Here is a 25,889-nt window from a genome sequence, read left to right as displayed (position 1 = left end):
GGACACCCTGGAGGGTTCGCAACACAAGCACCGCGGCGGACGACGCACCACGATCACCGGGCCGTCATCCACCCTGGAGGGTTCACCACCATGAGATGGGGGGCGCAAGGGGGAGTACCCCGGAAGCATGCCGGGTCGTCGGTATCAACCGCCGGGTCGGCCAGCGGTGGCGTAACGGCTGCCGGGACGGACGGCGGCCGGGGAAGCAATCAAGGCACTGTCCCAACGCGCCGCGAGCACGGCTTCGGCCGCTGTGGGGATTCTTCCGGGGCTCGCGTAACGTGCGTATGGCCGTGGCACGAACCTGTTATTGCAGTGTTGCTCTGGCGCGGGGCACCGCTTGACCGGGTTCGGGGCCGTCGTTAGCTTCGGGACATGGACAATTCCCGGCGGCTAAAGCAACGTCGCGCTGTTGATCTGATGCGCGTCGCCGCCGCGTTGTGTAGCTGACCTGACCGCTTTCCCCGTGCCGTCGGCCGGTCTGGGGCTGTCCGTCCCCTTTTCCGCCATCAGTTGACATGGTCCCCGTCGTGTCCTGATGGCTTTTCCGCTTGCGCAGTTCTCAAAGAACTTGGAACTACAGGAATACCTATGCCCAGAGCAATGCGTGCTGCCCTTCTTGCTGCCCTTACCGGTCCTCTGCTGCTGGTCGGCTGCGCCAATGACACGGCTTCGACGGCACCCAGCAAGAACCTCTCCGACGAGAAGATCCCGGCGAAGGTGTCCCCGAGCACGTCGATCACCGTCGGGGCGCCTGATCTCAAGGTGGCTCTGAAGCTGTCGGGTCAGCTCGACAAGCTGCCTTTCAAGGTCAAGTGGGCCAATATCAAAGGCGGTCCGCAGTGCTCGGAGGCATTCCGTGCCCATTCCCTCGATGTGTGCAAGGCGGCGGAAATCCCGTCCATCCACGCTCATTGGACCGGCTTGGACACCAAACTGGTGGCGGCGAAGTTCCGCAAGGACCCGCTCCACCACCCCACGTACGAACTCGGGATCGCTCCGGGCGCAAAAATCAACACCCTCAAAGGTCTGCGCGGAAAGAAGATCGCCTACAGCCCGGGACAGGCGCAGGGAGCACTTGTTCTGCGGATCCTGGCTAAGGCCGGCCTCACCAAGGAAGACGTAAAGCTCGTCGAAATGCCCAGCACCGGGGATGTCTACCCGACCGCGCTGGGCAACCACGAGGTGGACGCGGCGCCGATCGGTGACGTCAATATCAAGCGTTACCCGGCGAAGTACGGCAAGGACGGGGCGAAGACCATCCAGCACGGTCTGCGCGACGACCCCGAGCATCTGTGGGCGCTGACCAAGTCCGTGGACGACCCGCAAAAGGCGGCGGCCATCCGGAAGCTGGTCAAGTTCTGGGCTCGGGCGCAGATCTGGATCGACAAGCACCCGGAGGAATGGATCAAGGGCTACTTCGTCAAGGACCAGGGCCTGTCCCGCGAGGACGGCGCATACCTCGTCAAGCAGAACGGCCATCCGGACATCCCGGCGGACTGGTCCCCGGCCATTGCGCGCCAGCAGAAGACGGTCGATCTGCTGGCCAAGGAGACAGGCAAGAAGAAGTTCAACACGAAGATCATCTTCGACCGCCGGTACGAATCGGTCGCCGCGGACGCCATCGCGAAGCAGGAAAAGGCGGAGCAGGAAAAGGCGGAGCAGGACAAGGCAGAGAAGGCGAAGGCGGGGAAGAAGGGGACGTCATCGTGAGTACCGGGATCTCCGCAGAGCGGCTCTCGTCGGCCAAGGCGGACGGAGGCTCCGGGCCGTCCGGGACGGCCGACGCGCCCGAGGCGGCTCAGGGGCGCGGCGGTCCCGCCCCGGCCGCAGCACGGCCGGCTCGGCGACACAACGGCCGACGGCTCGGCCCGGGTCGCCCCATCCCGTACGGCTGGGCGATCGGTCCCGCGCTGCTGCTCGTCGTCTGGTCGGCAGGCTCGGCCCTGGGCCTGATCGACCCGCGCAACATCTCAGCGCCATGGACGGTGGTCACCACGGCAGGGGACCTCATTGCCGATGGCAGGCTGCAGACCAACCTGTGGACCTCGACCCAACGGGTCCTGATCGGGCTGGCGTTCGGAATCGCCGCGGGGCTCGTGCTGGCTGTGGTCTCCGGCCTCAGCAGGCTCGGCGAAGCGGTGATCGACGGGCCCGTGCAGATCAAGCGTGCCATACCCTCCCTGGCGCTGATTCCGCTGCTGATCCTCTGGTTCGGCATCGGGGAGTCCATGAAGGTCATCACGATCGCCCTGGCCGTGCTCGTCCATGTCTACATCCACACCCACAACGGGCTGCGCACCCTCGACAGCCGGTACGCCGAGCTGGCCGAGACGGTACGGCTGAGTCGAGCGCAGTTCCTGCGCCATGTGGTGCTGCCCGGGGCGCTCCCCAGTTTCCTGCTGGGGATGCGGTTCGCCGTGACCTACGCCTGGCTGGCCCTGGTGGTCGTCGAGCAGGTCAACGCCACCAGCGGCATCGGCTACATGATGGAGTTGGCGCGGACGTACGGGCAGACGGAGATCATCATTGTCGGTCTGGTCGTGTACGGACTCCTCGGCCTCATCTCCGACGCACTGGTACGGCTGATACAGAGGAGGGCGCTGTCATGGCGACGTACGCTCGCGGACTGACCGCCACCGCCACCGCCGCACAGGACGCCGGCGCGGCGGTCCGCATCCAAGGGCTGGTACGTGCCTTCGGCGACCGGCGCGTGCTGGACGAGCTGGATCTGAACATCGGCGCCGGCGAGTTCGTGGCTCTTCTCGGCCGCAGTGGCTCCGGCAAGAGCACTCTGCTGCGGGCGGCGGCCGGGCTCGACCACGGGGTGGACGGCGCCGGCGAGCTGAGTGCGCCCAGTAACGTCTCGGTGGTCTTCCAGGACGCCCGGCTGCTGCCGTGGAAACGTGTCCTGGACAACGTGGTGCTGGGGCTCTCCGGCCCGGACACCGAAGGCCGCGGACGGGAGGCGCTCGCCGAGGTCGGTCTCGCCGGGCGGGAGAGGGCCTGGCCGATCGAGCTGTCCGGCGGCGAGCAGCAGCGGGTCTCCCTCGCGCGTTCGTTGGTGCGCGATCCCGAACTCCTCCTCGCCGACGAGCCGTTCGGCGCGCTGGACGCGCTGACCAGGATCCGGATGCATGCTCTGCTGCGGCGGCTGTGCGAGCGGCACCGGCCCGCCGTGCTGCTGGTGACACACGATGTGGACGAGGCCATCGCGCTCGCCGACCGGGTCGCCGTGCTGGACGAGGGCCGGATGGCGGCCGACCTCACCGTGGATCTCCCGGGGCCGCGCCGCCAGGGCAGTCCCGAGTACGCCGCGCTCCGGGACCGGCTGCTCAGCACGCTCGGCGTGGACTCGATCGATCAGGAGGAGTCCGCGTGACGGAGCGACGGCAACTCCATCTGAACCTGTTCATCTACCCCGGTGGTCACCACGAGGCCGCCTGGCGCTACCCGGACTCGGAACCCGAACGGGTCCTGGACATTCGCTACTACCAGGACCTGGCCCGGTCGGCGGAGGCTGCCGGGTTCGACGCAATCTTCCTGGCCGACGGCCCGGCCCTGGCCGACAACGTCCGATACGCCAGCCGGTTCCGCCTCGAACCCTTCACCTGGCTGGCTGCCCTCGCGGCGGCCACGGAGCGGATCGGCCTGATCGCCACCGCTTCCACCACGTACAACGAGCCCTACAACCTGGCGCGGCTGTTCGCTTCCCTCGACCACCTCAGCAAGGGGCGCGCGGGCTGGAACATTGTCACCACGGGCGCCCCGCAGGCCGCGCAGAACTTCGGGCTCGAAGCCCACCCGGTACACGCGCAGCGCTATGACCGCGCACGGGAATTCGTCGACATCGTCACAAAGCTGTGGGACAGCTGGGAGGACGGCGCGCTCGTCGCCGACCAGCGCACCGGTGTGTTCGCCGACACCGACCGGATCCACACCATCGACCACGAAGGGCGTCATCTGGCAGTCCGCGGTCCGCTCAACACACCTCGTACGCCCCAGGGCCGGCCCGTTTACGTCCAGGCGGGCTCGTCCGAGGACGGGCGCGCGTTCCCCGCCGAGTACGCCGAGGCGGTGTTCACCGCGCAACAGACGCTGGCCGGCGCCCAGGAGTACTACCAGGACATCAAGGAGCGGGCGGCGGCCAGGGGGCGGGACCCGCGAGAGGTGCTGGTGCTGCCCGGCATCAGCCCGTTCATCGGTTCGACCGAGGCGGAGGCGCGCCGCCTGCACCAGGACTTCAACGAGCTGACCCAGCCCGAGTATTCGCTCCAGTTGCTGCGCCGCATCGTCGGTCTGGAACTCGACGCCGAAGCGCTGGACGGGCCAGTGCCGCGCAAGCTCATCGAGACACAGGGTGAACGGGGCAACGGCAGCCGGTTCCAGCTCGTACTGGACATCATCGACCGGGAGCAGCCGACCGTGCGGCAGCTGCTGCACCGGCTGGCCGGCGCCCGCGGACACCGCGTGGTCGCCGGCACACCGGAACAGATTGCCGACGAGATCCAGCGGTGGTTCGAACAGGGCGCCGCCGACGGCTTCAACATCATGCCGCCCTGGCTGACCGGAGGCTTCGACCTCTTCGCCGGCCATGTGGTGCCGATTCTGCGCGAGCGCGGACTGTTCCGCGCCGAATACACCAGCACGACCCTGCGAGACCACTACGGGCTGTCCCGCCCTGCCAGCCGCTATACCCGGCAGAACCGACCCGTGAAGGAACACACATGAGACAGATCGGACGCCGTCCCGCCCTTGCGGCTCTCCTCGCGACGGCGCTGTCGCCCGCACTGGTGGCCGCCCCCACGGCCACGGCCTCGCCTACCCCTGATGCGGCTGCCCCGTCCCCTGCCGAGGTGGTTCTCGACTGGTACGACACCACGGCCGAGACCATAGCGGCGGCCGGTGCGCCGACCCAGGTCACCAACAGCCGGACCTGGGCCATCGCTTGGCTCGCGGCAGCCCGGGCCACCCGCGAGCGGCCTGAAGGGGCCGGCCGGGCCGCGTTCCAGAACGCCGCACTGGCCTCCGCGGTGCACCACTCCCTGGTCACCCTGGTGCCCGACCGCACAGAGCAGTTGGACGCCGCGCTGCGCAGAACCCTGGACGGAATACCGGACGGCGCCGCCAAGGACCGGGGTGTGGCGGCCGGTGAGCGCCAGGCCCGGATCGTCCTGGACTCGCGGAAGGGAGACGGCCTCGATCCCGCCTCCGTGAACGCTCCCTTCCCGGTGCCGGAGGCAGCCCCCGGCGTCTGGCAGCCGACGCCGCCCGACAACGCCCCGGCCACGCAGTACGGCAACCGGCTGGCGCAGCCGTTCCTGCTGAAGAGCGCCCGCCAGTTCCGCCTCGGCCCGCCGCCCGCGCTGGACTCCGACCGCTACCGGTCCGATCTGGCCGAGGTCCGCGCTTACGGCTCGGCGGACAGCACACAGCGGACAGCGCACCAGACCGAGACGGCCAACTTCTGGTTCGGCTCGTCGCTGACCCTCTACACCGAGCCGTTGAGGGTCGCCCTGGCCCGGTTCCTGGAGCCGGTCGAACGGCGGGCCAGGCTGGTGGCGTTGTTCCATGTCGCGCTGGTGGACACGCAGATCGCGACCTCCGACAGCAAGTACACGCATGTGCGGTGGCGCCCCGTCACTGCCATCCGTACCGGTGACATCGAGCCCGACCCCGACTGGGCGCCCCTGCACACCACGCCTGCGCACCCGGACTATCCCAGCGGTCACACCACTTATTCCGGTGCGGCGCAAGAAGTGCTCACGGAACTCGTGGGCCCGCGCACCGCTCCATTCGATCTGACCAGTCCAACGGCCCCGGGTGTGACACGCACCTACACCGGCTGGAGCCGGCTCACGGCCGAGAACGTCGACGCGCGGATCTTCTCCGGGATCCACACCCGCTCCGCCGACGAGGCCGGAGTCACGCTGGGAAGGCAGGTGGCCCAGCACGCTCTGCGAAATTCCGAGCAGCTCTTCCGCCCCTCGTGAGCCTCTTCCCGCCCCTCGTGAGCACTGCGGGCGCACCTCGCTCACCGTAGAGGACGCCAGCACGCGGGAGGCCCCCGACCGGCTGCCGGTCGGGGGCCTCCTGACGTCTCGGCGTGGGCCCCGGCGCCACAACAGCTGCTGACGGCGCCCGGCTACGTGTGACGTTCTCGGGCGGCACGTTCGCGGTGCCGGGCGGCAGGATGGTCCGCGGCGACCCTGGGGCTCCCCCGGCCGTTCACGCGCTCGCGCAGCGTCGTGCCGTGGTGGGTGTGCGGTACGCGACCACGCGCCCGCAGCTCGGGGACCACCAGGTCGACGAAGTCGGCGAAGGTGCCGGGGGTGATGGCGTACGCGAGGTTGAAACCGTCGATGTCGGCCTCCTCGACCCAGCGTTCGAGTTCGTCGGCGACCGTTTCGGGCGAGCCGACGACGACCGGTCCGATACCGCCGATGCCCAGGTAGCGGGCGACCTGTTCGGGCGTCCACTCACGCGAGGGATCCGCTGTGGAGAAGATCGTCAGAGCCGAGCGGACGGCATCGGTGTCGACGTACTCCAGCCGCTCCTCAGGGGCGAGTTCGGACAGGTCAAGACCGCTCCAGCCGCCGTAGAGGGCGAGGGCGCCCTCGTAGGAGGCGTACGAGATGAGGTCGGCGTACTTGGCCTGAGCCTCCTCGTCCGTGGGTGCCGTGATCGCGGTCAGCAGGATGTAGATCTTCACGCTGTACGGGTCCCGGCCCTCGGCCTCGGCCCTGGCGCGGATGTCGTCGACGACGCGGCGCGTGGCCTGCGGGCTGACCGCGTTGATGAAGACACCCTCACCGTGCCGGGCGGCGAAGGCCCGCCCGCGCGGTGAGGCACCCGCCTGGAAGATGACCGGGGTGCGCTGCGGCGAGGGTTCGCTGAGGAAGACACCGGGCACGGCGAAGTACCTGCCCTTGTGGGCGATGTCGCGGATACGGCCGGGGTCGGTGTGGACGCCGCGTTCGCGGTCGCGGACCACCGCGTCGTCATCCCATGAGTACTCCCAGAGTTTGTAGCAGACCTCCAGGAACTCCTCGGCCATCTCGTACCGCTCGTCGTGGCCGATCTGCTGGTCGAGCCCGAGATTGCGGGCGGCGCTGGCCAGGTAGGAGGTGACGACGTTCCAGGCGACCCGGCCCTTGGTGAGGTGGTCCAGGGTGCTCAGGGTGCGGGCGAGCTTGTAGGGCTGCTCGTAGGTGAGCGACACGGTGATGCCGAAACCCAGGTTCTGGGTGACGGCTGCCATCGCCGAGACGGCGGGCAGCGGGTCCGACAGCGGAATCTGCGCGCCCTGGCGGACGGCGGCGTCGCGCGAGCCCTGGTAGACGTCGTACACGCCGAGCACATCGGCGATGAAGAGCGAGTCGAAGCCGCCGCGCTCCAGCAGCCGGGCGAGATCGGTCCAGTAGGCGAGGTCTGTGTAGCGGTGGGCCTGGTCATCGGGGTGGCGCCACAGACCGGGCGACTGATGGCCGACGCAGGCCATGTCGAAGGCGTTGAGATGGATCCGGCGAACGGAGGGGCGGGTCATTTGACGGCTCCAGCGGACAGGCCGGACACCAGCCGGCGCTGGGCGGCCACGGCGAGTACGTACACGGGGGCGATACCGATAAGGGAGACGACGGCCTGCTGGCCGAACTGGACCGACTTGTCGCCCTGGAAGAGCGAGAGCGCCACCGGCAGGGTCTGGGAACTGCTGTCCTGGGCGAAGCTGAGGGCGAAGAGGAACTCGTTGTAGCTGAGGAAGAAGCAGATCAGCGCGGCAGCCGCGACGCCGGGGCCGATGAGCGGCAGCACGATACGGCGCAAGGTGGCCCAGGTGCCGAGCCCGTCGAGCCAGGCCGCCTCTTCGATGTCCTTGGGAACCGCGCGGACGAACCCGTCGAGCAGCCAGATGGCGACGGGGACGTTGGCGAGCCCGTCGACGAGTACCAGCCCGGTGACCGTGTTGTTCAGCTGCAGCTCCCGGAGCAGGAAGAAGAGCGGGAGGATGGCCACGATCGGGGGCGCGCAGTAGCTGGAGAGGATCAGGGAGCCGAGCCGCGCGCCGCGGCGTCCGGCGCGCGCCGTGAAGTAGGCGCCCGGAACGGCGATCAGCAGGGTGAGTACGACGGAACCGGTGGCGACCGCCCAGGAGTTGGCGATGTAGCGGCCGAGGCCAAGGGCGTGAAAGGCGTCGGGCCAGTTCTGCCAGAACAGCCGAGAGGGCAGCAGGCCGCCGTTGAGTACATCGTCCCGGGAGCGCACGGACAGCGAGATCACGTACAGCACCGGGACCATCGTTGCGACGGCGACGAGCACCAGCAGCGTGGTGGCCGGGGTCCCGCGGCGGCGAACGCGGCGCGGCCCGGGGTGCGGCCCGGAAGGGGGCGACTCGGGGCGGGCCGGCCGCGGTGTCTCCGTCGCGCGGGCGAGTTGCGCCGTGGTCATGCGACCACCTCCTGAAGGCGTGTGCGGCGCAGCGCGACGACGCTGGTGACCACGCCGATGAGCAGGGAGAAGAGCACCGTCGCGGCGGCGGCGCTGCCGACGTCGAAGTCCTGCAGGGCGGTGCGCTGGATGTCGTACGTGCTGGTGGTGGTGGAGAAGCCGGGGCCGCCCGAGGTGACGACGTACACGATGTCGAACACCTTGAACCCGATCACGAGCTTCAGCGTCAGTACGGAGAGCAGGGTCGGCTCGATGTAGGGCAGCACCACTGAGCGGACGGTCCGCCAGCGCCCCGCCCCGTCCAGGGCGGCGGCCTCGCGCAGCTCGTCCGGCACGCCGAGCAGGGCGGCGTATGTCAGCAGCATGACGAAGGGCGTCCACTGCCAGCTGTCGATGATGACCAGGGTGACGAACGCGCTGGTGCTGCCGCCGAGCGGGTTGACGCCGGGCAGCCCGAGGCCGTGCAGCGCTCCGTTGAGTGCGCCGCCGACCGGGGCGAGCAGCAGCTTCCAGGCCACCCCGACCATGACGGGCGGGGTGACCATCGGCAGCAGCAGAACGGCGCCGAGGGTGCCGGGGTACCGGGCCCGCGCGCGCAGCAGCAGCGCGAGCGCGACGCCCAGCGCCATCTGTACCGCGGCGGCGGCCACCGCGAAGAGCGCCGCCCGCCACAGCGAGCCGGTGAAGGACTCGCTCTCCAGCGCCGTGCGGAAGTTGTCGAAGCCGGTCCACCGCTGGAGCGGCTGGGCGAGCGTGGAGGTGCTGAACGCCACGCCGAGCAGATAGACCAACGGATACCCGGCGAAAGTCACCAGGAAGAGCACGGACGGTACAGCGAGGATGTGGGGTACGCGGGTGCTCGGCGCCGGTGCCGGCCGCAGTCGGCGGAAGGCCCGTCGGCGGAAGCCCTCCTTCCCGGGATGCCGTGCGGGCCAGGTCATCCCGTGCCGCCCTTCAGCTGCTTGGCCCATGCGGCCTGGGTCTTCTCCAGTGCCGTCTTCGCGCTCTGCTTGCCCTGAAGTCCGAGGGCGAGTTCGTCGACGAGGCGCTGCAGCAGCTGCGGTGCCTTCGGCACGGTCGGCCACGGGAGGGGGTCTGAGGCCAGTCCGGTGCGGACGACGTCGTACGAGTCGGGGGACGCCTTCTTGAACACGTCGGCGTCGAGGGTGCTGGTGCGGATCGGGTCCGCGCCCGCGTCGTTCTTGCCGAGCACGAGGAGGTTCTGTCTGGCCGCCGTCGCCCACGCGATGAACGCTGCCGCGGCCTCCTTCTGTTTCGACGCCTTGGAGACCGCGAGTCCGAACCCCGCGTCGAGCGAGGTGCGCGGCTTGGTGTTGTCGCCGCCGACGGGCAGTGTGGTGACGCCCCATTTGCCGGCGACCTTGGACTGCTTGGGGTCCTCGGCGCGCTTGGCGAAGTCGGTCCAGAAGTCCAGCATCGCCCCCTTGCCGTCCAGGAAGGCGGGCAGCGCCTGGTCGAACCCGATCTGCAAGGGGGTGGGCAGGGCGTGGTGCGCGCCCTGGAGGAGGTTTTCCGCAGCGGCGAGCGCCTCGGGGGTGTCCAGGGTGGGGTTGCCGGAGACTCCCTTGTCCAGGAAGGTGCCGCCGTATCCGGCGAGGCGGTTGGCGAAGGCACAGCCGAGGATGACGGGGACCTGCTGTGCCTCGATGATGGCGCCGTAGTACTTGCCTTTGGCGTCGCGGGTGATCTTCTTGGCGGCCTCGTTGTAGTCGTCCCAGGTCTTGGGAGGCTCGACCTTGTGCCGCTCGAAGATCTCGGTGTTGTAGAAGAGGATGTGGGTGTCCCCGTCGTACGGCAGTCCCCACCGCTTGCCGTCGTAGCGGGTGTACGCGTCGTAGAGCGAGGGCAGGAAGTCGCCCTCGTCGATGTCCTTGTGGGCCTTGATGAACGCGGTCAGGTCCTCGATGATGCCGCCCTGCGCGAGGGTGCCGACGGCGGCGTACCAGTACATGAAGACGTCGAACTGGCCCGCGCCGGACTGGACGTCGAGGGTGGCCTTCGAGGTGAGCTTGTCGTACGGGACCGGCGTGATCTTGAGCTTGGCGCCGGTGGCTTCCTCGAACGGTTTCTTGAGGTACTGGAACGACAGGGCGTTGGGCTGGTTGGCGAGGATCTTCAGGGTGACGCCGTCCAAGTCGGGCTTGGCGTTCGGGTCCAGGCCGGCACCTTCCGCGGATCCGCAGGCGGCGAGGAGGGGACCGGCGGCGGCGAGGGTGGCGGCGCCGGTGGTGGCACGGAGGAGCTGTCTGCGGGAGAGCGGTGACATGGGAGGTTCTCCTGGCGGGTTACGTGTACAGGGTGAACGGCGGGTGGGTGCCGTTGAGGAAGTGGTCGCCGACTTCGCGGAGCTTGTAGGCGACGGGGTCGTGCAGCGTGTGGGTGCGGGCGTTGCGCCAGAACCGGTCGAAGCCGTACGCGGTCGCAGTGGAGCGTGCACCGGTCACCTCGAGGATCCGGGCGGTGATGTCGAGGGCCGCCTTGGTTGCGGCGACCTTGGCGGTGGCGACGGCGGCGGCGATCTCGCCGCGCTCGTTCCCGGTCAGGTCGTGGCCACGGTCCAGCCCGCTCTGGACGGTCTCGGCCGCCTGGTCGGCCAGGGCGCGGGCGGCGCGGGCAGCGACGGCGAGTTCGCCGTAGGTGGCGAGTACGTACGGGTCCTGGGTGGCCGACTCCACCCCGGACAGCAGCCAGGGCCGGGTGGTGGTGCGGGTGTAGTCGGCCGCGGCGGCAAGTGCTCCCTCGGCGATGCCGAGGTAGAAGTGGACGAACACCAGCTGGATGGCCGGGGTCACCAGGGTGGCGAAGGGGGACAGCGCTCCGTCGTCCTGGGAAAGGGAGCCCAGGATGTCACCGGCAGCGACCGGCACGGCGTGGAACTCCACGCTGCCGCTGGCCGAGAGCCGCTGCCCGAAGTTGTCCCAGTCGTCGTTGCGTACCACCCCCTGGTGGGCCGGATCGACGAGGACGACCACGGGCTCCCCCGTGTCCGCGCGGGTGGTCCCCGCCACGAGCCGGTCGGCGACCCGGGCTCCGGTGGCGAAGCTCTTGTGCCCGTCGAGCCGGAAGCCGTCCCCGTCCGGGGTGAGGACGACATCGGGGTCACGGGGATTGAAGGCGCCGCCCCACAGCCAGCGGCCCTCGGCGGCGGCGCGCTCGACGCGCTCGGTGTGGGCGGCACTGCCGAAGAAGCGGACGTTCCAGGAGAGGAGGTAGTGGTAACCGATGAGCTGGCCGATCGAGCCGTCCGCTGCGGCGATCTCGCGGATGACGGCGTAGGCGGTGCGCCAGTCCGCTCCCCCGCCGCCGCACTCGGTGGGGATGAGAAGGGTGAGCAGCCCGGCCTCGCGGAGGCGTTCGGCCTCGTCGAAGGGCGGCTGGTTGGCCTGGTCCCGGAGGACGGCGTCCGCGGCGAGGTCGGCGGCGACCACTTGAGCGGTGGCGACCCATTCGTCGTGCGTGGTGGGTGGTGCAAGCGTGGTCATGGATGTGGTTCCTCAGACAATGCCGTTGGCGGGCGGGTTGACGCCGTTGAGGGCGTGGTTCCCGAGGTGCTGGATCTTCCAGCGGCGCGGGTCGTGCAGCGTGTGGGTGCGGGCGTTGCGCCAGTGCCGGTCGAAGTTGCCGCCGCGCAGCGCCGACCGGGTGCCGATGAGGGCGAAGACGTCGCTGGAGACGGTGAGGGCTGCCGCGTCGGCCTGGGCGCGGGCGGCGGTGACCGCGACCGACGCCTCCGCGGCCGGCCGCTCGTCGGCCGGCGCGCGGCGGGCCGCGTCGATGGCGGCCCCGGCGTGGTCGAGCAGTGCCTCGGCGGCCCGTACGAGCAGGGCGAGTTCGCCGAACTTCTGGATCACCAGCGGCTCCTCGCTCGCCCGGTCGGCCCCTGACTCCCCCCAGGGCCGGGCGATGTCACGGACCAGCTGTCCGCCCTCCTCCAGCGCGGCGCGGGCAATGCCCGTATCGACGGCCGCGTGGATGAACTGGCCGAATGCGCCGAACACTTCGGGCCGCTCGAAGGTGAGGTGATGCGGCACCACCCGGTCCTCGGGGACGTACACGTCCTGGAGCCGTACGGTGCCGCTGGCGGTGGTGCGCTGGCCGATGCCGTCCCAGTCGTCGATGACCGTGACACCGGGCGCGTCGTGCGGCAGGAACACGGCGGTGAGGCGGTCATCGGGGCCGAGGGCGAAGACCGGGATCCAGTGGGCGAACAGCGCACCGGTGGCGTAGTTCTTGACGCCGGTCAGCCGGAAGCCGCTGCCCGGGGGATCCGGCGAGAGCCGGGTGGCGAACTCCAGGGCGTGCTTGGTGCCTTTCTCAGCGAGGGCGTTGCCGAACCTGCGCCCGGCCAGCAGTTCCGCGTAGAAGAAGTCGCGCTGCCCGGCCGTCCCGTTCTCCTTCAGCACCTCCACGAAGAAGAAGTGGTTCTGCGGGATCTGCCCGATGCTGGCGTCGGCGGCCGACAGCAGGCGGATGACCTCGCCGAGAGCGCGGGCACCGACCTCGGCACCGCCATGGGCGCGGGGCACGGTGATGCCCAGCAGCCCCGACTGGGAGAGCTGGTCGAGTTCGGCGCGCGGGAGGACGCGTCCGGCGTCGCGCAGCGCCGACCCACGGGCGAACGTGCCGGCCAGCTCTGCGGCGATGGCGATCGCCTCCGCCTCACTCGTGATCACGTGGGCCATCACGAGCTCCCGGCGCCCGCGAACGGTACCTGCGCGGCGGGCCGGTCGTCGGTGCGGGAGGGGTGGCTCCACAGGCCCCGCCGGCGCAGCAGTGGCAGCACGCCCTCACCGAACCAGTACGCCTCCTCCAGGTGCGGGTAGCCGGAGAGCACGAACTCCTCGATGCCGACGGACCGGTACTCCTCGATCAGGTCGGCGACCTCGGTGTGGCTGCCCACCAGCGCCGTCCCGGCGCCGCCGCGGACCAGCCCGATCCCGGCCCAGAGGTTGGGGTGGATCTCCAGGCCGTTGTGGCTGCTGCCGCCGTGCAGGGCGAGCATCCGCTGCTGGCCCTCGGACTCGCTGTTTCCGAGCCCCGCCTGGACGCTGCGTACGGTCTCCGGGTCGAAGCCGTCCAGCAGTCGCTGCGCCTCCGCCCACGCCTGTTCGGAGCGGTCCCGGGTGATGACGTGCAGCCGGATGCCGAACCGGATGGTCCGGCCCTGCTCGGCGGCGAGCCCCCGGATCCAGGCGATCTTCTCCGCCACGGCGGCCGGCGGCTCGCCCCAGGTGAGGTAGACGTCCGCGTGGCGGGCCGCCACCTGGCCCGCTGCGGGTGAGGAGCCGCCGAAGTACACCTCGGGCACGGGTTCGGGGAGCCGGGCCAGCTTCGCGTCCTCCACGCTCAGGTGCTGCCCCGCAAGATCGACCGTCTTGCCCTGCCACAGCCGGGTCACGACGTCCAGGAACTCTCCTGTGCGGGCGTACCGGGCGTCCTTGTCGAGGAAGTCGCCGTACGCGCGCTGCTCATGGCTCTCCCCGCCGGTGACGATGTTGAGCAGCAGCCGGCCCCCGGTCTGCCGCTGGTAGGTGGACGCCATCTGCGCGGCGAGGGTGGGCGAGACGAAACCCGGCCGGAAGGCGACGAGGAACTTCAGCCGCTCGGTGCGCTGGCTGACCATGGCCGTGGTGAGCCAGGCGTCCTCGCACCAGGCGCCGGTGGGGGTCAGGGCCCCCACGAAGCCGAGGTCCTCCGCAGCTCGGGCGATCTGGCTGAGGTAGCCGACCTCCGGCGGGCGGTCACCTCCGGCAGCGGTGACCGGGGTGCCGTGGCCGCCGCCGACGACATGGCGGCTGTCGCCGTTGGTGGGCAGGAACCAGTGGAAGACGAGACTCACGGTGGGACTCCATTCGAGACGGTGCGCGTGACGGGCAGTGCGCGTGACGGTCGGACTGCGGTCTTCAGAGCAGGCCGTGGCGGGGCGGCCGGGTGCCGTTGAGGACGTAACGGCCGATGTGCTGGACCTTCCAGCGGGAGGGGTCGTGCAGGGTGTGCGTTCGGGCGTCCCGCCAATGGCGGTGGAGGCCGAGGGAATCCAGCGCCGAGCGGGTGCCGGAGACCTCGAAGAGGGCGCTCGCGACCTCCACCGCGGCGTTCGCGGCCGACACCTTCGCCGTGGCCACGGCGACCGACGCCGCAGCAGCCGTGTCGTCGGTCAGGTCGTCCCGGGCGGCGTCAACGGAGCGCGCGGCGGCGCCGAGCAGCGCCTCGGCGGACCGAACCTGGATCGACAGCTCGCCGAACCGCTGGATCAGCAGCGGGTCCTCGGCAGCGGTCTCGAAACCGCTCTCGAACCACGGGCGGCTCTTGGTACGGACGAACTCCACGGCCTCCGCCAGTGCCCCGGAGGCGATCCCCGTGTCGATGGCGGCGTGCAGCAGCTGGGCGACGGCGCCGTGGAGTTGCGGGCCTGCGAAGGTCAGGTGGTGCGGGACGACCCGGTCGGCAGGGACGGCCACCGCATCCAGGCGGACCGTTCCGCTGGCGGTGGTGCGCTGGCCCATGCCGTCCCAGTCGTCGTCGACCGTCACTCCGGGCGCGTCTCGCGGCACGTAGGCGACGTGCAGACTGTCGTCCTCCGTCCGGGCCAGCACGGGAATCCAGTCGGCGAACAGGGCACCGGTGGAGTAGTGCTTGACGCCGGTCAGCACGTACGAGCCGTCGGCCTGGCGGTCGAGGCGGGTGCGGATGTCCTGGACGTGCCGGGTACCCGCCTCGGACTGGGCGTTGCCGAACCTCTTCCCTGCCAGGACCTCGCGGAAGAAGAACTCCCGCTGGTCCGGGGTCCCCTGGCGGCGCAGCACGTTCACATACACGAAGTGGCTCTGCGGTATCTGGGCGAGGCTGGCGTCGGCGGCGGCCAGCAGCCGGAAGATCTCGGCGAGCGTGACGCTGCGCACGTCGGCGCCCCCGAACTCCGCGGGCACGGTCAGGGCCAGCAGGCCGGAGGCGGTCAGCCGGTCCAGTTCGGTGCGCGGAAGCCGGCGCCGGGCGTCGCGTTCCGCGGCGTCCTTGCGGAACTGAGCGGCCAGTTCCGCGGCGACGGCGAGCGCTTGGGCGTCGTCGGCGATGCGCGCCACGGCGGTCATCCGGCAGCCGCCAGCACGGACGCCCGGCCGCCGAGGGCGGCGGAGAACTGGCCGACGACCTGATCGAGGCCCTCCGATGAGCCCTGAGCCACAGTCAGGGTGCCGTCGTCGCTCGTCGTGATGTCCTTGTCGAGGGTGAACCACCCCTGGACGATGTGGGCGGCGCCCATGGAGCTGAGCACCGGGCGCAGCGCGTAGTCGATGGCCAGGACATGGGCCGTGCTGCCGCCGGTGGCCAGGGGAAGCACCGTCTTGCCCGTGAGGGCGTACTGCGGAAGCAGGTCGAGCAGGGACTTCAGCAGACCGGAGTAGGCCGCCTTGTAGACGGGCGTGCCGATCACGACACCGTCCGCCCCGGCGAAGAGGGCGGCGGCCCGGGCGATGGCGGGGTGCTGGAAGTCGGCGCCGAGCAGCGGCTCGGCGGGCAGGGTGCGGACGTCCAGCGGGATCACCTCGTGCCCCTGGGCCGCGAGCCGACCGTCCAGGTGGCGCAGCAGCCGGGCGGTGCGGGACGTGGCGGACGGACTTCCGGAGACGGACAGGACGGTGGCCATGCGGGCCCCTTCTGCGGTGAGGGACAGGCTCGCGTAGGAGCCGGTGGGCGGGTGGACCAGTCGGGTGGGCGACGCCGGGGAGGGGTCGGCACCGAAGGCACGGAGCCCCGGGACGGGGCATGCGGGCAGAGCGGATCAGCAGCCGTCACCCCCGCACTGCCGTACGGACGACGGGGCGCGCAGGGATGACCGCGGGCGCGTGGGGATGTCAGTCGCGAAGAGACGAGAGGGAGCGGCGGGAGACCGGATGATCCGGGATCACGGCAACGGAATGCCCGGGATGTGATGTGGCGGAGTGCCCGGGGGCGGTGATGTCAGGAAGGGACGCCAGGGGGGCGTCTGATCAGGGCCCCGGTCGGGGCCGAGCACTCCCGGAAAAGCTGGTTCCGGGGCTCGTTCAGGCCCTCAGCAACAGGTCGCGCTGGAGACGCGCGCAAGGTCGACGTGGCGTCGACGCGTGAATTCCTGTTGCTTCATAGGACCGATAGAACCAGTGGGAGTCCGGCCGGTCAAGGCGAGCCCGTTGCGATTCCACATCCCGGACGGCCTGTTCAGGACGCCTTCCGCAGCCACCGGCCCGGCAGCGAGGCCAACAGGTCACGTGTATAGGGGTGGTCGGGGGCGGTGAAGACCTCCTCCACATCGCCGCGCTCCGCCACCTGTCCGTCCTTGAACACCAGCACCCGGTCGGTGAGGTGGTGGACGACAGCCACAATCCGATCGCCCACAAGGCACGCGTGGTGGGCGACTACCTCCTCAACGGAGAGGCGCCACCACTGACCGGCTTCTTCTGCGACCGCACTGTCCCAGTCCATGAGATCGCTCCGGTCGCACCTTGAGCGGCGGAGGGCAGCCGACCATACTGTCAGCCATGTCAGACGCCGTCGGCCGGCTTGTGGTCCGTCTCCACCTCGTGGGACGGCTCCATGTCGATCTGTGCCGCCAGTGCAGCGCCTGTTGTCGCCTCTGATCCGGGATTCCAGGCAGGTTTGCCCCGCCCCGGTCCTATGACCACCTCTGGTCCCATGACAACCTTTGCGGCGATGAGCCCGCTCACCCGGGGCGTCCTCGCGTCCCCGTCCGTCGCGCTCATCCGCCCACCGCAGGGATCAGGTTCTCGTCCCTCTCTCCCGGCCGCGCCCGCCGAATAAGGGTGCGTGCACAGCCGCGCGCCGCGTCCCACCTCAGCCCTCTCTCAGCCCTCTTCGCAGCCCCGCGCCGCACGCACCGTCCCCGTCGTCACAGCGGCAGCGGCGCGCCCACGCGTGCAACGAAACGGTAGTCCCACCATGCCCGAAACTCCGCTCACCTCCCCGACCCCCACCGACGAGCACACCACCCGGCGGCGCCTTCGTACGGTGGTGCTCTCCAGTCTCCTGGGCACCACGGTGGAGTGGTACGACTTCTTCCTCTACTCCACCGCCGCCGGCCTCGTCTTCGGCAAATTGTTCTTCCCCACCGGCAACGACACCGTCGGAACCATCCTCTCCTTCGCCACCTTCGCGGTCGGCTTCCTGGCGCGACCCGTCGGTGGCCTGCTCTTCGGACACATCGGCGACAGGATGGGCAGGAAACGGACCCTCGCCGTCACCATGGGCGTGATGGGCGGCTCCACCGCACTCATCGGCCTGCTGCCCACCTACGAGACGGCCGGCATCTGGGCCCCGGCCCTCCTGCTCGTCCTCCGCGTCGCCCAGGGAGTGGCGCTCGGCGGGGAGTGGGCAGGCGCTGTGCTGCTCGCCGTCGAGCACGGCCCGGCCGGCCGCAAGGGTCGCTTCGGCAGTTACCCGCAGATCGGGCTGGCCCTGGGACTGGCGCTGGGAACCGGCGCCTTCGCCCTGCTCAGCAACGTGCTCAGCGACGAGGCGTTCCTTGCCTACGGCTGGCGGGTGGCCTTCCTCGTGAGCCTGCTGCTCGTCGTGCTCGGTATCGCCGTGCGGCTGAAGGTCGACGAGACCCCGGCCTTCCAGCAGATCGAGCAGCGCCGGGCGGCGGCACGGATTCCGCTGGCCCAGCTGCTGCGGGACCGCGGAACCAGGCGCCACACCATGCTCGGGATGGCGGCCAGGTGGGGTGAGGGCGCCGCGTTCAACACCTGGGGTGTTTTCGCAATCTCCTACGCCACCTCGTCGCTGAAGCTGCCGCGCACCTCGGTCCTGCTCGCCGTCACCTTCGCCGCGCTGCTGATGGCCGTGCTGATCCCGCTGTCCGGTTCCCTGGCGGACCGGCAGGGCGCGCGCCGGACGTACATGACCGGCATCGCCCTGTTCGGGCTCTCCGTGTTCCCCGCCTTTCTGCTGTTCCGGTCCACCGGGAGCTGGGGATTCGCCGTGACGCTCGCGGTGACGCTGGGAGTGGTCCACGCCTACTTCTACGGAGCACAAGGCACACTCTTCGCCGCCCTCTTCCCGCCGGAGGTGCGCTACACGGGCATGTCCGTCGTCTACCAGCTGTCCGGTGTCTTCGCCTCCGGCATCACGCCCCTGCTCATGACGACGTTCCTGGCTCTGGGCCATGGCACACCATGGATCGCCTGCGGATATCTCGCGACCACCGCGGCCGTCAGCGTCTGGGCGACCTCGCGCATCCGGCCGGACCCACTCCGCCGAGTTCCCTGCGCAACGCACCCCGGCCTCCGCGAATCGGTAGCCATCCCGCACGGGAGGTCGTGTCGCCCTCGGCGGCGGCCCGAGCCGTGCCGGTCCGCGCTCACGTCGCGGAATGCCGCCGCGTGTTCCGGAACGTCACGCGTAGCCCATGATGTGGCCATGAAGATTCCCGACCGCCGGATCGAACTGTTCACCGGCACCCGGTGGAAGGCCGTCCGAAACAGCAACGGCGTTACCACCGTCAAGTGCCTGGGGGATGTGGAGGGCAACCGGTTCCTGGACGGTCACACTCAAGATGGAACCGTAGGTCTCGCCCCCAACACCGACAAGCCGTTCACCGGCACACGGTGGGCCGTCGAGGTGTCGATCGACTAACTGGAGGAACGTCCGGCGAACCGCAGTCGACACCGGTCATCGCAGAGCGCCGAGCCGCAGCCCGCGAGTCGCCATACGGCCAGGCCAGGCCAGGCCAGGGCGCAGCTGTTGGTGAACCGCCCGTGATTCCCAAGCTCAGAGCGCGGCAGCACTGACTGCGTACCAGGAGGACGTTCGTCGTCGGGGACCGCCCGGCGCTGCGTGCGCCGTCTGCGCCATCTGCGCCGTCTGCGAAACGCCGATGCGCCGGGAAGTGCCGATCGTGACCATGGAGAGCATCCGCGGTCACCCTGGAGCTGGGCAGCTGCGAGGCCGGTGCCCGGGCGACCAGGATCCGGGCCAGCTCGGTCTTGGTGGCGCAACCACGACCGTCGGGCACCTTCGCCGCTCGGCACCGCTCGCGGTCACACGTCCAGGACTTCAGCGGATAGCTCCCGGCCGCCCACCAGCGTCCGGCCGCGGCGGGAGGCGTACGCGTCGAACGCCTCGACCTGGCGGTTCTCGGTGCGTCCCGCAGTACGACTGCGGCCACCGCCCTACGTTCGGGAGGGCGTGCAGCGACAGGTGACCGCCGGTCAGCCCCTCCGGTGATTCTGCGGTCCGCGCAAGGCCCCCTCCCAGTGGCTCCCGTCGGCCGAGTCCGCACAGTGCGCCTGCGGGGCCGACCGGGTCGCCGCAAAGCTCCGCCGGCAGCTGACCGTGCCCGCGCGGGGCACCTTGTGCCCCCATGTCGAGCGTCCCCGCGGCGGTGGCAGTCACCTCGTCGTAGTTACGACAGCCAACCCCCGCCGAACAGGGCACAGTTCCCCTTGCTCGGGGCTGTTGACCGCTTCGGGCGATCAGGACTTCAGTACGGGCCAGTACGGGCGGGGGCGTGCTGTACGGCGTAGGGCTGTGGGCCGGCTGGCGGAGCGATCAGCGTCTGGACGGGGGTGACGGTGCTGCGGCGGTATGCCTGCGGGACCGAAGAGCGGCGAGGCCGAAGGCCAGTCCTCCGGCGATGAACCAGGGGTTCCAGAGGGCCAGCGTCCAGGCCCGCTGCCCCGCGCTCACCGAGGCGTCCGGGGGCGTCGTGCTGGTCAGCAGCAGCACCTCGATACCGATACCACGGGCCAGCAGGAGGGCACTGACGCCCCACCCCAGCCACCTTGCCAGCAGAGCGGGAACACCCCGGAGCCTGGACCCGGCAAGCAGCCATGCCAGCAAGGCGCCGAGGAGGCAGAGCGCGCCCACACCCCACAAACCGGCTACGACGAACCACAACGGGCGCTCGGTGGCCAGCGGACCGGCGGAGATGCTCAGCCCCACATCACCGCCGACGGCCCAGTAGAAATGCAACCCGGCGAACGCCGCCGCCCACAAGCACGCGATACGCCCCCACAGCGTGGACGGTTGGGCACCTGTGCCCTCCGGTTCGCGTCTCACGGCCGGCCCTCACGGCCGTCGCGCCTGTCAGCGCACGGACCGTCCGCTTCCGGCGGCAACACGATGAACGCCGTGCCCTTGGTCAGGTCAATGCTGGAGCGAGGCGGCGCACCGTCGCTCTCGTCGTCCCGCCGCAGCAGCTCCACCCGCCGCTGCTCCAGCTCCGCCGTCTTGTTTCCGTTCACGACCGCCGTGAATTCGTCGAAGGCGATGTTCGACAACGACCGCCCCGTGCGCCTGCGTAGCCACGGCATCAAGCCCAGCCCCGTGAACCATCGCCACGCGCTCTCCACCAGAGCGAACAAGACCAGTAGACACGCGAACGCCGGGAACGACATGAGCCAAATCGTCACGGATGGTCCCTCATCGTCCTCAATACAGTTGACTGCCGGGAAACGTCGGACGGGTGGGGTTCGTCCTCATCAGACGTGCGGACCGGGAGAACTCGGGACTCCCGCCCGGGACATCGGTCCGCGCGTGGACCACTTGCGCGGACACTCCGGCACCCACCCCGGCAGGGTCGTACGTCCCCCGACAGGGGTGGCTCCCCATCTCGCGGGCAATGCGCTCTGCCCGGAGCGGCACAGGCCGCTCGGTCCCCTCGACCGGCGTCGTTGGACTCGTCGTCTCGCTGATTGCCATGGGTTGACTGTTCTGGATCCGCAGCGCGCAGGGATCCGGCCGGCGCATGATCCGCTTCCTCCGTGCGGCGGAGGCGCCGCCATGGAGATCCCCCGCAGGGTGGATTGCCGGGGAACCAGGCCCGCTTCGGCAGACCTGCCGGACAGCCACGGGTGTGGGCACGCCATCCGCCGCCGTCAGGGATCCGGCCGACCTTCAGGTCCGGGTTCGGCAGCGCTCGACCACCCTCCGGCGTCCCTCGATGCTGAGAGGCGCATTGGTGTGGGTCATTCGGGGCGTCTCCGGGTGGGCGGTGGCACGCTCGAAGAGTGCGACGGGGATGGTGACTGCGGCCAGGGCGGCGCCGATCCACGCGACGGTGGTGATGGGCGCGTCGGCATTGAGCGCGATGCCGCCCATGAGGGGGACGAGGCTGATGCCGAGTTGGAAGGCGGACACCGTGGTCGCCCCGGCGAGGGTGGGCGCGTCGGAGGCGATGGTGAAAACCCGACCGTAGAGGGCGGGGTTGAGCACGAATCCGGCCACGCCGAGAAGCAGTACGAGGGGGATGACTGCGACAGCGTGTTCGGCCAGTGTGGCGATCAGCACCGAGCACACGAGGATCCCGGCTGACCCTGCGACCAGGGCGTGGTGGGGCCGCCTGTCGGAGATGCGGCCACCGATCGCCAAGCCGAGGTACGCGCCGAGGCCGAACAGCATGAGGACGGCCGCGATCCACGTGTCGGGGATTCCGGTGACGCGGTCGAGAAGCTCGGCGAGGTAGTTGAACGTGATCATGTACGCCGCCGTACTCAGCAGCGTGGCAGCGTAAACGAGCCACAGGCGGGGCTGGCGCATCGTTCGGAGCTCGCGTTTGATGCTGGGGTCTTGCCCAGCGGCCGTTCTGGGCATTGCGACAGCCACGGCGGCGGCAGCGACGAGGGTGAGGGCGACCACGAGCCAGAATCCGCCTTCCCAGCTGGTGCGGTAGCCGATGAGTGTTCCGGCGGGACCGCCGAGGATCATGGCCAGGCTCAGGCCGCTGACCACGACGCCCGATGCGCGGGCCGCTCGGTCGGGGGTGACCAGGCTGACGGCGGTAACGGCTGCGACGGCGAAGAACCCTGCGTAGGCGAGTCCCGCTACGAAACGGGTGATCAGCAGCGCGGTGTAGCTGCCGAGGATCAGCCCCGCGGCGATGCAGCCGGCGAATACCAGTTGGGTCAGCACAAGCGCGGTCCGACGAGGCCACTGCAGGCTGATGACCGCGAATGGTGGGCCACCGATGACGACCCCGATCGCGAACGCGGTGATCAGCCCACCCACAGTGGCCAGGCTGACCTCGATATCGGCGGCTACCGCAGGAAGTACCCCGGCAAGGAGGAACTCCGCGCTGCCCATGGCGAACAGGCTGAACGCCAGGAGATACACCCCGAACGGCAGGAGACGTGCTCGCGCGTCGGCGGGCCGGGTGGCGGTGTCGATGTTCATCGGCCCTCACCCCGCGTCTCCGTGCCGGCCTGCTCCGCGGCGGTGGCGATGTCCCGCTCCGCGGCGGTGGCGATGTCCTGCTCCAGGAGCCAGGCCGTCATCGCGATCGCGGCGGCAGATGCCTCACCGGCAGCCGTGATGACCTGTGCGCGCGGGTTGGTCACGTTGCCGGCTGCCCAGACGCCGGGCACGCTGGTTGCGCCGGCAGCATCGACTGCCACCCGTCCCGTGGCGGGATCGGACGCGCAGCCGAGTGAACGAAGGACCGCGTCGTTCGGACGGGGCAGGGGCGCGATGAACACCGAGTCACAGTGCTGCACGCTGCCGTCGGTGAACTCGACACCGGACAGCCTGCCGTTGTCGCCGATAACGCGAGCGACCGTGTCGTCGACGATCCGGACGCCCCACGCGCGCAGTCGGCCGCGGTCGACGTCCGAAACCTCCATGCCGTTGGGGCACAGGGTCACCCGGTCGCTGTAGCGGCGCAGCAACGCTGCCTGGTGGAGAGTCATCGCCGCTACCGGGCCACCTATGACGACCAGCTCTTGGCCGCGCACTTCGTACCCGTGGCAATGCGGGCAATGGTGAACCGCTGACCCCCACAGCTCGCGGATGCCCGCGAGTTCGGGTAGCTCGTCGGTCAGCCCCGTGGCGACCAGCACAGCGCGTGTACGCACCACCGCCCCGGTGTCCAGCGCAACGACGAATCCCTCCTCCCCGTCGCCCCGGGCCGCGTCCACGACGCGTGCCTGCGTCAGCTCGCCTCCATACCGGGCAACCTCCGTTCGCCCGGTCGCCAGGAACTCCGCAGGGGCCACTCCGTCCCGGGAGACGAATCCGTGCATGTGCGCGGCCGGTGCGTTTCTGGGCTTGCCGTCCTCGATCACCAACACATCGGCCTGAGCTCGAGCCAGGACGATCCCCGCAGTCAGCCCGGCTGAGCCGGCGCCGATGATCACAACATCGCGATGGTTTTCCATCACTGTCACCTCCGATGAACGACCGTGATCCATCGCCTCCGAGAACAGCAACCAGCGTTGCTGAAACTGGAACGACCTGGTGTTCTGGGCCCATGCAGACTCATCCCGCGATCGACGCGACCCTCAGCCAGGTCGGGCACCGCCTGCGCCGGGTCCGAGAGAAGAAGAACCTTTCCCTCGCGGAGCTCAGCCGCACGACCGGCGTATCCAAGAGCACCCTGTCGCGGCTCGAATCAGGGCACCGCAAGCCAAGCCTGGAGCTCCTGCTGCCGATCGCTGCCGCCTTGGCGGTGCCCCTCGACGAGATCGTCGCCGCCCCGCGCATCGTCGACCCGCGGATGCCACAGGAACCGAGGCGAACAGCCGGCCGCGTCATCGTCCCGCTGTCGAGGACACAAGGTGAGCCCAAGGCATACAAGTTGACGATCCCCGCGAGCGAGTCCGAGCCGTTCCCGCGCACTCACGCCGGATACGAGTGGCTCTACGTGCTCAGTGGACGGCTACGCCTCGTTCTCGGTGACTACGACGTGCTCCTCGGCCCAGGGGAGGTCGCCGAGTTCGACACCCAACATCCACATTGGTTCGGCTCGACCGGGCGTGGCAGCGTCGAGGTACTCAGTCTCTTCGGCGGGCAAGGCGAACGCGCCCACATCAGAGCCCGGCCGGCCCCTCGCGACAGGCAGAGGCGAATGTGAAGCAAGATCACTAGTCTGTATGGGTGCTCTCTTACGATGAGTTGACATCACCGGAGCGTGAGCTGTGGGACGCGTTCCCCGAGGGACGCCGCGTGGACCTACGCACGGGTGTGCCCGAGGACGACCGTGTTGCCGAGGGTGGGCAGTGGGGCCCGGGGCGGACGGTGAGGGCCGCTGTGATCGTGGCCCTCCTGCTGGGCGCGAACACCGTGCAGCCGGGCGCCGTGGCGTGTCTGAGGCTTGCCGGCGCGCGGATTTCCGGACGCCTCGATCTCGCGGGCGTACAGGTCGGCCATCCCCTCTGGTTCGAGGACTGCTGGTTCGAGGAAAGCGTGGACCTCTTCGGTGCGTCGACCCGGTCGATTGCGATCGTCGGCAGCCGAGTGCCGGGCATGGAAGCGGGCTCGATCCACCTCGAGGGACGCCTCGACCTGCGGCGCTCCCGCCTGGAAGGCGGCTCCGCCTCCCCCTTCCACCGCAGCATCACCGCCCTGTCGCTCATCAACGCCCACGTGAGCGGCGCCGTCAACCTCAACGGCGCCGAGATCATCGCGCCCGAGGAGTGGGCCGTGTCCGCCGGCGGACTGGTCGCGGAGGGCGGCGTCTATTGCAAGGACGGATTCGTCGCACACGGTGAACTCCGTCTCATGGGAGCACAGCTGCCAGGCGGACTGCATATGCAGGGCGCACTACTGGAGCGCCCTGGCCCGCGCGGCGTGGCCCTCGCCCTGGACAATGCCGTGGCCTCAACACTCCACTTCACCAAGGGATTCACTGCGAACGGCACCGTACATCTGCGCGGTCTCCAGGTCTCGGACAATCTGTCGTTCCAAGGGGCTGTCCTCAACGGGCCACCCAACGGTGACCGACCGGCCTTGGTCGCCCTGCTGATGCAGACCGTCGACTTCGACTTCCTCCCTGCACGCCCGCCGTCCGGCACGGTGGACCTGCGGGCCGCGCAGGTGTCCTACCTCCACGAGAGCGAGCAGAGCTGGCCTGATGTGGTGGAGCTGGACGGCTTCGTCTACGGCTCCATCAAGGTGGTCGAGGCAGGCGAGCCCCGCGATGCTGCGGGGCAGCAGCGGTCCGTGGCCGACCGCCTGGCGTGGATACGGCGCAGCCCGGGCTACAGCCCCCAGCCGTACGAGCAGTTGGCGAGCTGGTACCGGACTGTCGGCCATGACGACGACGCCCGCCGAGTGCTCTTGGCGAAACAGCGTCACCGGCGCCGCGCGTTGCCCGCGGCTGCGCGAGCGTGGGGGCACCTGCTCGACGCGACCGTCGGTTATGGCTACCGCCCCTGGCTGGCGGGCGTCTGGCTCCTCGCGCTGACCTTGCTGGGCACGCTGTCCTTCGGCGCGCACTCCCCGAACCCGGTCAAACGAGACGAAGGTGCCCCGTTCCAGCCCCTCGTGTACACGCTCGACCTCTTGATCCCCATCGGTGGTCTGGGTCAGCGCACCGCCTGGTACTGGACGGACGACAGCCTCCAGTGGCTGGCCTACCTGCTGATCGCCTTGGGATGGGTGCTGACGACCGCCGTCATCGCGGGTGTGACCCGCACGCTGCAGAAGAACTGAGC

General features: G+C 69.8%; 24 protein-coding genes and 1 pseudogene. 8 read left to right on the top strand and 17 right to left on the bottom strand.

From position 1 onward, the window contains the following. Window positions 1-603: 603 nt before the first annotated feature. From ACTWP9_RS19235 to ACTWP9_RS19215, 5 genes are read left to right on the top strand one after another with little or no spacing between them, the layout of a single operon-like run. On the top strand, window positions 604-1,713 hold the full coding sequence (locus tag ACTWP9_RS19235) for an ABC transporter substrate-binding protein (protein ID WP_443247436.1): 1,110 nt from the start codon (window positions 604-606) through the stop codon (window positions 1,711-1,713). Then, window positions 1,710-2,633: an ABC transporter permease gene (locus ACTWP9_RS19230; RefSeq protein WP_443247435.1), complete on the top strand. Its 924-nt coding sequence runs from the start codon at window positions 1,710-1,712 to the stop codon at window positions 2,631-2,633. The genes ACTWP9_RS19235 and ACTWP9_RS19230 overlap by 4 nt, the downstream gene beginning before the upstream one ends. Beyond that, complete coding sequence (locus tag ACTWP9_RS19225; protein ID WP_443247434.1) at window positions 2,609-3,382, top strand: ABC transporter ATP-binding protein; 774 nt, start codon at window positions 2,609-2,611, stop codon at window positions 3,380-3,382. Before ACTWP9_RS19230 ends, ACTWP9_RS19225 begins: the two co-directional genes overlap by 25 nt. After that, a complete protein-coding gene (locus tag ACTWP9_RS19220; protein WP_443247433.1) occupies window positions 3,379-4,731 on the top strand; it encodes an LLM class flavin-dependent oxidoreductase in 1,353 nt (450 codons plus the stop codon). The genes ACTWP9_RS19225 and ACTWP9_RS19220 overlap by 4 nt, the downstream gene beginning before the upstream one ends. After that, window positions 4,728-5,993 (top strand): vanadium-dependent haloperoxidase, encoded by a 1,266-nt coding sequence (locus ACTWP9_RS19215; protein ID WP_443247432.1) that lies wholly within the window; start codon window positions 4,728-4,730, stop codon window positions 5,991-5,993. Before ACTWP9_RS19220 ends, ACTWP9_RS19215 begins: the two co-directional genes overlap by 4 nt. A 152-nt stretch (window positions 5,994-6,145) precedes the next feature. Here the strand turns inward: ACTWP9_RS19215 and ACTWP9_RS19210 are convergent, their stop codons facing one another. The 12 genes from ACTWP9_RS19210 to ACTWP9_RS19155 all read right to left on the bottom strand — a co-directional run bounded on the left by ACTWP9_RS19210 (window position 6,146) and on the right by ACTWP9_RS19155 (window position 17,204). After that, the gene (locus tag ACTWP9_RS19210; protein WP_443247431.1) at window positions 6,146-7,546 is read right to left on the bottom strand and encodes an LLM class flavin-dependent oxidoreductase; all 1,401 of its coding nucleotides are present in this window, start codon (window positions 7,544-7,546) and stop codon (window positions 6,146-6,148) included. Next, on the bottom strand, window positions 7,543-8,445 hold the full coding sequence (locus ACTWP9_RS19205; protein WP_443247430.1) for a carbohydrate ABC transporter permease: 903 nt from the start codon (window positions 8,443-8,445) through the stop codon (window positions 7,543-7,545). The genes ACTWP9_RS19210 and ACTWP9_RS19205 overlap by 4 nt, the downstream gene beginning before the upstream one ends. Then, window positions 8,442-9,386, bottom strand: coding sequence for a carbohydrate ABC transporter permease (locus ACTWP9_RS19200; RefSeq protein ID WP_443247429.1), 945 nt, complete (start codon window positions 9,384-9,386; stop codon window positions 8,442-8,444). Before ACTWP9_RS19200 ends, ACTWP9_RS19205 begins: the two co-directional genes overlap by 4 nt. Continuing rightward, the gene (locus ACTWP9_RS19195) at window positions 9,383-10,732 is read right to left on the bottom strand and encodes an ABC transporter substrate-binding protein (protein WP_443247428.1); all 1,350 of its coding nucleotides are present in this window, start codon (window positions 10,730-10,732) and stop codon (window positions 9,383-9,385) included. Before ACTWP9_RS19195 ends, ACTWP9_RS19200 begins: the two co-directional genes overlap by 4 nt. Window positions 10,733-10,751: 19 nt before the next feature. Then, entirely contained in the window at window positions 10,752-11,948 is a 1,197-nt protein-coding gene (locus ACTWP9_RS19190) for an acyl-CoA dehydrogenase family protein (protein WP_443247427.1), read from the bottom strand. Window positions 11,949-11,960: 12 nt separating this feature from the next. After that, window positions 11,961-13,148, bottom strand: coding sequence for an SfnB family sulfur acquisition oxidoreductase (locus ACTWP9_RS19185; RefSeq protein ID WP_443247426.1), 1,188 nt, complete (start codon window positions 13,146-13,148; stop codon window positions 11,961-11,963). Beyond that, window positions 13,148-14,305, bottom strand: a complete 1,158-nt coding sequence (locus ACTWP9_RS19180) for an LLM class flavin-dependent oxidoreductase (RefSeq protein ID WP_443247425.1) — start codon at window positions 14,303-14,305, stop codon at window positions 13,148-13,150. Before ACTWP9_RS19180 ends, ACTWP9_RS19185 begins: the two co-directional genes overlap by 1 nt. Before the next feature lie 64 nt (window positions 14,306-14,369). After that, a complete protein-coding gene (locus ACTWP9_RS19175) occupies window positions 14,370-15,557 on the bottom strand; it encodes an SfnB family sulfur acquisition oxidoreductase (RefSeq protein WP_443247424.1) in 1,188 nt (395 codons plus the stop codon). After that, a complete protein-coding gene (ssuE, locus tag ACTWP9_RS19170; protein ID WP_443247423.1) occupies window positions 15,554-16,111 on the bottom strand; it encodes an NADPH-dependent FMN reductase in 558 nt (185 codons plus the stop codon). The genes ACTWP9_RS19175 and ssuE overlap by 4 nt, the downstream gene beginning before the upstream one ends. Window positions 16,112-16,516: 405 nt before the next feature. After that, window positions 16,517-16,588 (bottom strand): putative leader peptide, encoded by a 72-nt coding sequence (locus ACTWP9_RS19165; protein ID WP_443247499.1) that lies wholly within the window; start codon window positions 16,586-16,588, stop codon window positions 16,517-16,519. A 74-nt stretch (window positions 16,589-16,662) separates the two neighbouring features. Continuing rightward, a complete protein-coding gene (locus ACTWP9_RS19160) occupies window positions 16,663-16,926 on the bottom strand; it encodes a hypothetical protein (RefSeq protein WP_443247422.1) in 264 nt (87 codons plus the stop codon). Between the two features lie 59 nt (window positions 16,927-16,985). Next, window positions 16,986-17,204: a hypothetical protein gene (locus tag ACTWP9_RS19155; protein WP_443247421.1), complete on the bottom strand. Its 219-nt coding sequence runs from the start codon at window positions 17,202-17,204 to the stop codon at window positions 16,986-16,988. Between the two features lie 196 nt (window positions 17,205-17,400). Here ACTWP9_RS19155 and ACTWP9_RS19150 point away from each other — a divergent pair, with 196 nt between their 5' ends. Then, window positions 17,401-19,095, top strand: a complete 1,695-nt coding sequence (locus tag ACTWP9_RS19150; RefSeq protein ID WP_443247420.1) for an MFS transporter — start codon at window positions 17,401-17,403, stop codon at window positions 19,093-19,095. Window positions 19,096-19,345: 250 nt separating this feature from the next. Here the strand turns inward: ACTWP9_RS19150 and ACTWP9_RS19145 are convergent. The 5 genes and pseudogenes from ACTWP9_RS19145 to ACTWP9_RS19125 form a co-directional block, all read right to left on the bottom strand. Continuing rightward, window positions 19,346-19,619: pseudogene (locus tag ACTWP9_RS19145) on the bottom strand (transposase); the annotation flags it as partial. 391 nt (window positions 19,620-20,010) lie between these two features. Then, window positions 20,011-20,520: a DUF3995 domain-containing protein gene (locus ACTWP9_RS19140; RefSeq protein ID WP_443247419.1), complete on the bottom strand. Its 510-nt coding sequence runs from the start codon at window positions 20,518-20,520 to the stop codon at window positions 20,011-20,013. Continuing rightward, a complete protein-coding gene (locus tag ACTWP9_RS19135; protein WP_443247418.1) occupies window positions 20,517-20,858 on the bottom strand; it encodes a DUF6191 domain-containing protein in 342 nt (113 codons plus the stop codon). Before ACTWP9_RS19135 ends, ACTWP9_RS19140 begins: the two co-directional genes overlap by 4 nt. A 499-nt stretch (window positions 20,859-21,357) precedes the next feature. Further along, window positions 21,358-22,632 carry an MFS transporter gene (locus ACTWP9_RS19130; RefSeq protein WP_443247417.1) on the bottom strand — a complete coding sequence of 425 codons (1,275 nt, stop codon included), beginning with the start codon at window positions 22,630-22,632 and terminating at the stop codon, window positions 21,358-21,360. Continuing rightward, window positions 22,629-23,612, bottom strand: a complete 984-nt coding sequence (locus ACTWP9_RS19125; protein WP_443247416.1) for an NAD(P)/FAD-dependent oxidoreductase — start codon at window positions 23,610-23,612, stop codon at window positions 22,629-22,631. Before ACTWP9_RS19125 ends, ACTWP9_RS19130 begins: the two co-directional genes overlap by 4 nt. Window positions 23,613-23,704: 92 nt before the next feature. Between ACTWP9_RS19125 and ACTWP9_RS19120 the strand changes: the two genes are divergently transcribed. Further along, on the top strand, window positions 23,705-24,307 hold the full coding sequence (locus tag ACTWP9_RS19120; protein WP_443247415.1) for a helix-turn-helix domain-containing protein: 603 nt from the start codon (window positions 23,705-23,707) through the stop codon (window positions 24,305-24,307). Between the two features lie 23 nt (window positions 24,308-24,330). Continuing rightward, window positions 24,331-25,887, top strand: coding sequence for an oxidoreductase (locus ACTWP9_RS19115; protein ID WP_443247414.1), 1,557 nt, complete (start codon window positions 24,331-24,333; stop codon window positions 25,885-25,887). Window positions 25,888-25,889 lie beyond the last annotated feature (2 nt).

This window comes from Streptomyces sp. 3N207, assembly GCF_052246355.1.
GTDB lineage: Bacteria > Actinomycetota > Actinomycetes > Streptomycetales > Streptomycetaceae > Streptomyces.
Note: the sequence above shows the minus strand (reverse complement) of the source record. Positions and strands in the feature narration are given on the sequence as shown.